We start from the raw sequence: 8,405 nt of genomic DNA on the forward strand, positions 1-8,405 counted from the left end.
CTTCATGAGGAGGAAAAATTGTGAATACGATTATTGTTGGTTTACCAGGTGCTGGTAAAGGGACACAAGCAGAACGTATTGTATCAACGTTCAACATACCACATATTTCTACTGGAGATATGTTTAGAAATGCAATCAAGAATGAAACACCGATGGGATTAGAAGCGAAGAGCTATATGGATCGTGGAGATCTTGTTCCGGACAGTGTAACGAATGGCGTCGTTAAAGAACGATTAGCACAAGACGACACGAAGAATGGTTTCTTACTTGATGGCTATCCTAGAACGATTGAACAAGCAGATGCACTCGAAAATATCTTATCTGAATTAGGTCGTTCATTAGATACAGTGATTAACGTTGATGTTGATCCTTCAATCTTAATGGAACGCTTAACTGGACGATTTATTTGTCGAAATTGTGGCGCAACGTATCACAAGATTTTTAACCCACCAACTGTTGAAGGTGTTTGCGATAATTGTGGAGGTACTGACTTTTATCAACGTGAAGACGATAAGCCAGAAACAGTTAAGAATCGAATTGAAGTTAATTTAAAACAATCAGCTCCAATTATTGATTTCTACCGTGAAAAAGGAATCTTAAATACAGTTGATGGTGGACAAGATATCGATGATGTATTTAAAAATATTGAATCGATTTTGAATAACATGAAGTAGCACAAACCTTGATATGACGTATATAATACGTTATAATTAGGAAGTTAATCATTAAACCTTTTCACCGACAAAAATGAGGAGGGTAAAGACTTTGGCAAAAGAAGATGTCATTGAAGTAGAAGGAACGATTACTGAAACATTGCCTAATGCGATGTTTAAAGTAGAGCTAGAAAATGGACACGAAATTTTAGCCCACGTCTCTGGAAAAATCCGTATGCATTACATTAAAATTTTACCAGGTGACAAAGTGACTGTTGAATTATCACCATATGATTTAAGTCGCGGGCGTATCACATATCGCTTTAAGTAATCGGATTCCTATTTTATAAGGAGGGAAACCCATGAAAGTTAGAGCAAGTGTAAAACCAATTTGTGAGAAATGTAAATTAATTAAACGTAACGGTAAAGTTATGGTAATTTGCAGCAATCCAAAACATAAACAACGTCAAGGATAATATAAGGAGGTGTCGAGTTAATGGCTCGTATTGCAGGTATAGACATTCCACGTGACAAACGTGTAGTAATCTCGTTAACCTACATTTACGGTATTGGTAAAACTACAGCGGTTAAGATTTTAGAAGACGCAGAAGTTTCACAAGATACTCGTGTTCGTGATTTAACGAATGATGAGTTAGACCGTATTCGTAAAGAAGTTGACAAACTTAAAATTGAAGGTGACTTACGTCGTGAAGTAAGTATGGACATCAAACGTCTACAAGAGATCGGTTCATACCGTGGTTCTCGTCATCGTCACAATTTACCAGTTCGTGGTCAAAATTCTAAAAATAATGCACGTACTCGTAAAGGCCCAGCTAAAGCAATCGCTGGTAAGAAAAAATAAAGTCAGTTAGGAGGTAACGTACTTGGCTAAGAGAAAAGTATCACGCAAACGTCGTGTTAAAAAAAATATTGAGAGCGGTGTAGCACACATTCGTTCAACATTCAATAACACTATTGTCATGATTACAGATGTTAACGGAAACGCTATTTCATGGTCTAGTGCTGGAGCTTTAGGTTTCCGCGGATCAAAAAAATCAACACCATTTGCAGCGCAATTAGCAGCTGAAACTGCAGCAAAAGGCTCTATGGAACATGGTATGAAAACCGTTGAAGTGTCTGTTAAAGGACCTGGTAGTGGACGTGAAGCAGCAATTCGTTCATTACAAGCTACTGGATTAGAAGTAACTGCAATTCGCGATGTTACACCAATCCCTCACAACGGAGCTCGACCACCAAAACGTCGTCGTGTTTAATCCAATTTTTAATTGGTACGTATTGAAAGGGGTATGGCATAATGATCGAAATTGAAAAACCAGTCATTGAAACGATTGAGATCAGTGAGGATCTAAAGTTTGGAAAATTTGTCGTGCAACCGTTAGAACGTGGTTATGGGACAACTTTAGGCAACTCATTGCGTCGGATTCTGTTATCATCACTCCCTGGATTTGCAATTACAGATATTCAAATTGACGGAGTATTACATGAATTTACAACTATCGAAGGCGTTGTAGAAGATGTTAGTTCGTTAATTTTGAACTTAAAACAAGTGACCTTAAAGAAAGCTAATGAAGATAATACTGTTTTGGAATTAGATATTACTGGACCTAAAGTGATTACTGCGGGTGACATTAGCTATTCAGGCGATGTCGAAATTTTAAATCCGGAACATTACATCTGTACTTTAGCAGCTGGTCATCATCTCCATATGACGATGAATGCAAAAAACGGCCGAGGTTATGTTCGTTCAGAGCAAAACAAACATGAGAACATGCCAATTGGTGTTATCCCAATTGATTCAATTTACACACCTGTTCATAAAGTCAACTACCAAGTTGAAAAAACTAGAATGGGCCGTAAAGATGTCTACGATAAATTAACGTTAGACGTTTGGACTGATGGATCCATCTCACCGGAAGAAGCTATTTCTTTATCGGCAAAAATTTTAACAGCTCATTTAGACGTTTTTGTTAATCTAACTGATGAAGCTCGTAAAGCTGAAATCATGGTAGAAAAAGAAGAAACTCAAAAAGAGAAAATGTTAGAAATGACGATTGAAGAATTAGACCTTTCTGTACGTTCTTACAACTGCTTAAAACGTGCAGGGATTAATACGGTGCAAGAATTAACAAACAAATCAGAAGCAGAGATGATGAAAGTTCGTAACTTAGGACGTAAATCACTCGATGAAGTAAAAGCAAAATTAGTTGATCTTGACTTATCACTACGTCAAGAAGATTAGTAAAGGAGGCGTTACGATAAATGGCATATCGGAAACTAGGTCGTACAAGCTCACAACGTAAAGCATTGTTACGCGACTTAACAACTGATTTAATCATCAATGAGCGTATTCAAACAACTGAAGCGCGCGCAAAAGAAATCCGTTCAACGACAGAAAAAATGATTACTTTAGGTAAAAAAGGTTCATTAGCTAACCGTCGTCAAGCTGCTGCTTTCATTCGTAATGAAGTTGCAGATGTTCGTGAAGAAAATGATAAAATCGTTGTAGAAACTGCATTACAAAAATTATTTGGCGAATTAGCAGAACGCTATACAGATCGTCAAGGTGGTTATACACGTATTTTGAAATTAGGAGAACGTAAAGGTGACGGAGCTCCAATGGTAATTATTGAACTTGTTAAATAACAAGACTATAATCACTTTTCAATGTATGGATGAGTGTTACGATGATGAAGGATATTCCTTTTAGTCTAGCTCAATGTCGCCAAGCTAAACAGCTTGGCGACCATTCATCTTTGGATTGTGCTTTTTTTTTACACAAAATCAAGATTGGCCTGTGATCTTTATAAGATTAGAGGCGAGTGATTGAAATGAGTAAAAAGAAGTGCAGTTTAGAATATTTTATAGTAAAGTGAAGAAGATAATAACAGAGGAGGTTTTAAGATGGCACTTGTTGAAATTCAAGATTTATCTTTTCAATATGAACCAGATGAACCTAAAATATTAGATCAGATTAATTTATCTATTCATACAGGCGAATGGCTTGCAATTATCGGACATAATGGAAGTGGTAAATCAACATTAGCAAAAATGATTACCGGTTTAATTGTTCCGCAAAGTGGGAAAGTTGTTGTTGATGGATTGGAGTTAGGCCCTGATACAGTATGGGAAATACGTAGCAAAGTAGGTATGGTTTTTCAAAATCCTGATAATCAGTTCGTTGGAACAACAGTTGAAGACGATGTGGCTTTTGGTTTAGAAAATGCAGGTGTGGCGTATGATGAAATGCTTCAACGTGTGGATGAAGCGATTCAGCGTGTAGGGATGAGTGCTTTTAAGACAAAAGAGCCTGCACGATTATCTGGCGGGCAAAAGCAACGTGTGGCCCTTGCAGGCGTCATTGCTTTAACTCCTCAACTCATTATTTTGGATGAAGCAACTAGTATGCTAGATCCTCTAGGACGAAAAGAAGTGATACGCACGATTTCCGAATTAAAAAAAGAACATGATTTAACGGTTATGTCGATTACCCACGATATTGATGAAGCTGCCTTAGCCGATCGCATTATTTTATTGAATAAAGGAAGAATTTTAAAAGAAGGACCTCCTAGTGAAATTTTTGAGAGTCAAAGTGAATTAATCGACCACGGATTATCATTACCAAATGTGGAACGCTTAAAACGTCTTCTTATAAAAAAAGGTGTAGACATTCCGAATGAATATATGACGGAAGAGAGGTTACTGGATTACTTATGGAAATTGAATTTATAAATGTAGATTTTAAGTATCAAGCAGGGACTCCTTTTGAACAACCCGCATTATTTGATATTAGCCTAAAAATACCAGATGGATCATATACAGCGATTGTCGGCCATACGGGTAGTGGTAAGTCGACGTTATTACAGCATTTAAATGGATTAGTGAAGCCATCTGCAGGGACTGTAAAAATTGGTGATACAACGATTACACCAGAATCATCTTTAAAAGGGTTAAAACCTCTCCGTCAAGAAGTAGGCGTCGTTTTTCAGTTTCCAGAAGCTCAATTATTTGAAGAAACAGTTGGCTTAGATATTGCTTTTGGACCAAAAAATTTTGGGAAAACGAATGAAGAAGCAGAGGCAATTGCGAGACGTATGATGCGTTTAGTTAATTTACCGGAAGAATTATTTGATCGTTCACCATTTGACCTCTCAGGGGGCCAAATGCGTCGTGTAGCGATTGCAGGTGTTCTAGCGATGGAACCAAGCGTTCTAGTTCTAGATGAGCCGACAGCTGGTCTGGATCCTAAAGGTGCCAAAGAAATGATGGAACTATTCTATAAATTGAACAAAGAAGAGAAGATGACCATCGTTTTAGTAACGCATCAAATGGAAGACGTCGCACAATACAGCAATCATGCAATTGTTTTAGAAAATGGTCGTGTTGTACGTAGTGGACATCCTAAAGAACTCTTTCAATCATTAGATTGGTTACGTGATAAACAATTAGATTTACCTTGGTCACTCAAGTTTTATCGAACGTACCAGGCAAACAGACAAGATATAGTGGAAAGCGATTATTTACCATTAACACTAGCTGAATTAGCCGATGCAATCGTTAACCAACTTAAAGGAGGAGAGGCGCATGCTTGATCGATTTATATTTGGTCGCTATTTAAAAGGCGACTCTTTCATACATCGACTCGATCCACGAACGAAACTCATGGGCAGTTTCTTCTTTATTATGATTATATTTTTGGCGAATAATTGGCAAACGTATTTAGCCGCTTTTTCATTTATTGTGATTAGCCTTATTCTTTCAAAAATTCCATTTGGATTCTTTTTACGCGGTGTTCGACCATTAATTTGGTTGATAACATTTACAGTGCTATTACAAATCTTCTTTACACAAGGTGGGACACCATATTTTCGTTTCGGCTGGATGACAGTAACGGACTATGGGTTAACTAATGGGATATTTATTTTCTGTCGCTTTATTTTAATCATTTTCATGTCGACATTAATGACATTAACTACACCGCCGCTGATGATTGCTGATGCAATTGAATCAATTTTAAAACCTTTAAAAGTGTTTAAATTTCCAGTGCATGAATTGGCATTAATGCTGTCAATTGCATTACGATTTGTTCCAACACTAATGGACGAAGCGCAAAAAATTATGAACGCTCAAAAATCACGTGGGGTTGAATTTGGTGAAGGACATTTGATTGAAAAAATGAAATCAATTATTCCTATCTTAGTTCCGTTATTTATTAGCTCGTTTAACCGTGCAGAAGATTTAGCCATTGCGATGGAAGCACGAGGTTATCAAGGAAGTGAAAATCGGACGAAATATCGCGTGTTAACGTATCAAAAACGTGACATGTTTGCGGCGATAGCTTTTATGATATTACTTGCGTCATTATTGGGGTTGAGACAATGGTAAAGAGTACGCAATCTGTGATGACAATGACACCAACAGCAGAAGCAGTAGAACAAACTAAACAAATAGCAAAACATTCAGATGAGCAGTGGCAACGATATAAATTAACAATTAGTTATGATGGAACAAACTACGTTGGCTTTCAAGTGCAGCCAAATGGACCGAGTATTCAAGCTGCTTTAGAGTGGACATTGGCTAAAATGGCAAAAGGTAGAAAAATTGCCGTATTTGGATCGGGACGGACAGACTCTGGTGTCCACGCTCTGGGACAAGTGATTCACTTTGACTATCCGGCAGCAATCCCACCTAAAAACATGCAGCGGGCTTTAAATAGCCTCTTACCAGAGGATATTCGTGTATTAGACGCAAAGTTTGTTGCGCCGACATTTAATGCACAATATCACGCCAAACGTAAACGATATCGTTACAAAGTATCGCTAGCTGATGTGATGACACCGTTTGAACGATTATATCAATGGCATCATCCCTACCGAACAGACATTGCACGTATGCAAGAAGCGTTAGATGTAATTGTCGGTACACATGATTTTACAAGCTTTTGCTCTACAAAAACAGATAAAGAGAATAAAGTGCGAACGGTTTATCGAGCAAGTGTTGAATACGTTTCATCAAAAGAAATTGAATTTATCTTTGAAGGCAATGGTTTTTTGTATAATATGATTCGTATTTTAGTTGGCACAGCGATTCAAATTGGTGATGGAATGAAGCCAATTGATGAGTTAGAACGGTTGTTATTTGTAGAAGATCGCAATGAAGCAGGACCAACTGCCCCAGCGCATGGTTTATATTTAGAAAAAGTATGGTATGATGCAATAGATGAAACAAATGAATCAAGTAATTAGATCATTTTTAGTTATAAAATGAATGATTAATAGGTATAAATGACAGAAGATAAAAATGTGCATAATGAGTGATTTGTCGCCAAAAACGGTTGACTTATCGTGGTGGATAGCGTATCATAGTTAACGGTATTGTTTGCCCCACGATGGAGCCCCGGAAACTCAATTGTGTACAAACAGATATAAATATTGGAGGAAAAAACATGCGTACTACTTATATGGCTAAAGCAAGTGAAATTGAACGTAAATGGTATGTTGTCGACGCAACTGACGTGCCTTTGGGACGTTTATCTGCTGTTGTGGCAAGCATCTTACGTGGAAAAAATAAACCAACATTTACACCTCATGTAGATACAGGAGATAATGTAATTGTTATCAATGCAGAAAAAATTAAATTAACAGGTAAAAAAGCTACGGATAAAATTTATTACCGTCACTCAAATCATCCTGGTGGAATTAAAGCAACTTCTGCTGGAGATATGCGTGCAAACAAACCTGAACGTTTAATTGAATTATCAATCAAAGGTATGTTACCTAAGAACCGTTTAGGCCGTGATATGTTCCGTAAATTACACGTTTACGCGGGCGAAACTCACAAACACGAAGCACAACAACCAGAACTTTTAGATATTCATCCATTAATTTAAGGAGGTAAGTACTTTGGCAGAAGCACAATACATGGGTACAGGTCGTCGTAAAACATCTTCGGCACGTGTACGTTTATTACCAGGTACAGGTAAAATCGTTGTTAACAAAAAAGATATTGAAGAATACATTCCATTCGCACATTTACACGAAGTAATCAAACAACCTTTAGCAGTTACAGAAACTGAAGGTACATATGATATTTTAGTAAATGTACAAGGTGGAGGATTTACTGGACAAGCTGGCGCAATCCGTCATGGTATTGCACGTGCATTATTACAAGTTGATCCAGATTTCCGTGGCGTTCTTAAAGCAGCAGGTCTATTAACTCGTGACCCTCGTATGAAAGAACGTAAGAAACCAGGTCTTAAGAAAGCTCGTAAAGCTTCACAGTTCTCAAAACGTTAATCATTATTATATCAACGTTTCAAGACACTTTCCTTTATTGGAAAGTGTTTTTTTGTTTTGGCTAACTATTCTTTTAAATTATAGAACCTACTTTTTAAGGTTACGGTAGGCGATTTTACCAACAGCCAATCGTTATTTGAGTCAAGTCCATAATCTTGTGTAAAAGTTTCTAGTACAATGTTCTATACTCTCTTACTGGTTAAACTTGATATACTTTCTTTTAGAACTGATCCATTCGTCATGCGTGTCCATCAGGACAGCACCAATTAAACGATTGGCTGACACACGATTGGGGAAAATACGAATAATCTTTTCTCTTCGGCGTACTTCTTGGTTCAATCGTTCAAGAAGATTAGTACTTTTTAAACGATTGTGACTCTTATCCATTACTGTGTATTGGAAGGCATCTTCGAAGCCATTATCTAAAGTCTCACAGGCT

14 protein-coding genes are annotated in these 8,405 nt (G+C 37.3%); 13 read left to right on the forward strand and 1 reads right to left on the reverse strand.

The window, feature by feature from the left end:
* The first annotated feature begins 20 nt into the window (after positions 1–20).
* The 13 genes from L866_RS0104725 to rpsI all read left to right on the forward strand — a co-directional run bounded on the left by L866_RS0104725 (position 21) and on the right by rpsI (position 7,966).
* On the forward strand, positions 21–674 hold the full coding sequence (locus tag L866_RS0104725) for an adenylate kinase (RefSeq protein ID WP_025729651.1): 654 nt from the start codon (positions 21–23) through the stop codon (positions 672–674).
* Between the two features lie 91 nt (positions 675–765).
* A complete protein-coding gene (infA, locus tag L866_RS0104730) occupies positions 766–984 on the forward strand; it encodes a translation initiation factor IF-1 (RefSeq protein ID WP_025729652.1) in 219 nt (72 codons plus the stop codon).
* Between the two features lie 31 nt (positions 985–1,015).
* Positions 1,016–1,129 (forward strand): 50S ribosomal protein L36, encoded by a 114-nt coding sequence (rpmJ, locus tag L866_RS0104735; protein ID WP_025729653.1) that lies wholly within the window; start codon positions 1,016–1,018, stop codon positions 1,127–1,129.
* 20 nt (positions 1,130–1,149) lie between these two features.
* Entirely contained in the window at positions 1,150–1,515 is a 366-nt protein-coding gene (rpsM, locus tag L866_RS0104740; RefSeq protein WP_025729654.1) for a 30S ribosomal protein S13, read from the forward strand.
* A gap of 22 nt (positions 1,516–1,537) precedes the next feature.
* Complete coding sequence (rpsK, locus tag L866_RS0104745; RefSeq protein WP_025729655.1) at positions 1,538–1,927, forward strand: 30S ribosomal protein S11; 390 nt, start codon at positions 1,538–1,540, stop codon at positions 1,925–1,927.
* A 41-nt stretch (positions 1,928–1,968) separates the two neighbouring features.
* Entirely contained in the window at positions 1,969–2,913 is a 945-nt protein-coding gene (locus L866_RS0104750) for a DNA-directed RNA polymerase subunit alpha (protein ID WP_025729656.1), read from the forward strand.
* A gap of 20 nt (positions 2,914–2,933) precedes the next feature.
* The gene (rplQ, locus tag L866_RS0104755; RefSeq protein WP_025729658.1) at positions 2,934–3,317 is read left to right on the forward strand and encodes a 50S ribosomal protein L17; all 384 of its coding nucleotides are present in this window, start codon (positions 2,934–2,936) and stop codon (positions 3,315–3,317) included.
* A gap of 258 nt (positions 3,318–3,575) precedes the next feature.
* Complete coding sequence (locus tag L866_RS0104760; RefSeq protein ID WP_025729660.1) at positions 3,576–4,403, forward strand: energy-coupling factor ABC transporter ATP-binding protein; 828 nt, start codon at positions 3,576–3,578, stop codon at positions 4,401–4,403.
* Positions 4,385–5,263 carry an energy-coupling factor ABC transporter ATP-binding protein gene (locus L866_RS0104765; protein ID WP_025729663.1) on the forward strand — a complete coding sequence of 293 codons (879 nt, stop codon included), beginning with the start codon at positions 4,385–4,387 and terminating at the stop codon, positions 5,261–5,263. Before L866_RS0104760 ends, L866_RS0104765 begins: the two co-directional genes overlap by 19 nt.
* On the forward strand, positions 5,256–6,056 hold the full coding sequence (locus tag L866_RS0104770) for an energy-coupling factor transporter transmembrane component T family protein (RefSeq protein ID WP_025729665.1): 801 nt from the start codon (positions 5,256–5,258) through the stop codon (positions 6,054–6,056). The genes L866_RS0104765 and L866_RS0104770 overlap by 8 nt, the downstream gene beginning before the upstream one ends.
* The gene (gene truA / locus L866_RS0104775; RefSeq protein WP_025729667.1) at positions 6,050–6,916 is read left to right on the forward strand and encodes a tRNA pseudouridine(38-40) synthase TruA; all 867 of its coding nucleotides are present in this window, start codon (positions 6,050–6,052) and stop codon (positions 6,914–6,916) included. Before L866_RS0104770 ends, truA begins: the two co-directional genes overlap by 7 nt.
* Positions 6,917–7,116: 200 nt before the next feature.
* Positions 7,117–7,560: a 50S ribosomal protein L13 gene (gene rplM, locus L866_RS0104780; RefSeq protein WP_025729669.1), complete on the forward strand. Its 444-nt coding sequence runs from the start codon at positions 7,117–7,119 to the stop codon at positions 7,558–7,560.
* A 13-nt stretch (positions 7,561–7,573) separates the two neighbouring features.
* Positions 7,574–7,966, forward strand: a complete 393-nt coding sequence (rpsI, locus tag L866_RS0104785) for a 30S ribosomal protein S9 (protein ID WP_025729671.1) — start codon at positions 7,574–7,576, stop codon at positions 7,964–7,966.
* Between the two features lie 192 nt (positions 7,967–8,158).
* On the opposite strand, the gene L866_RS09260 is transcribed toward rpsI, so the two are convergent.
* Positions 8,159–8,405: IS256 family transposase (locus L866_RS09260; protein WP_025729673.1), on the reverse strand; the 247-nt coding region annotated here is incomplete at its 5' end.

Source organism: Atopobacter phocae ATCC BAA-285 (genome assembly GCF_000526675.1).
Lineage (GTDB): Bacteria > Bacillota > Bacilli > Lactobacillales > Aerococcaceae > Atopobacter > Atopobacter phocae.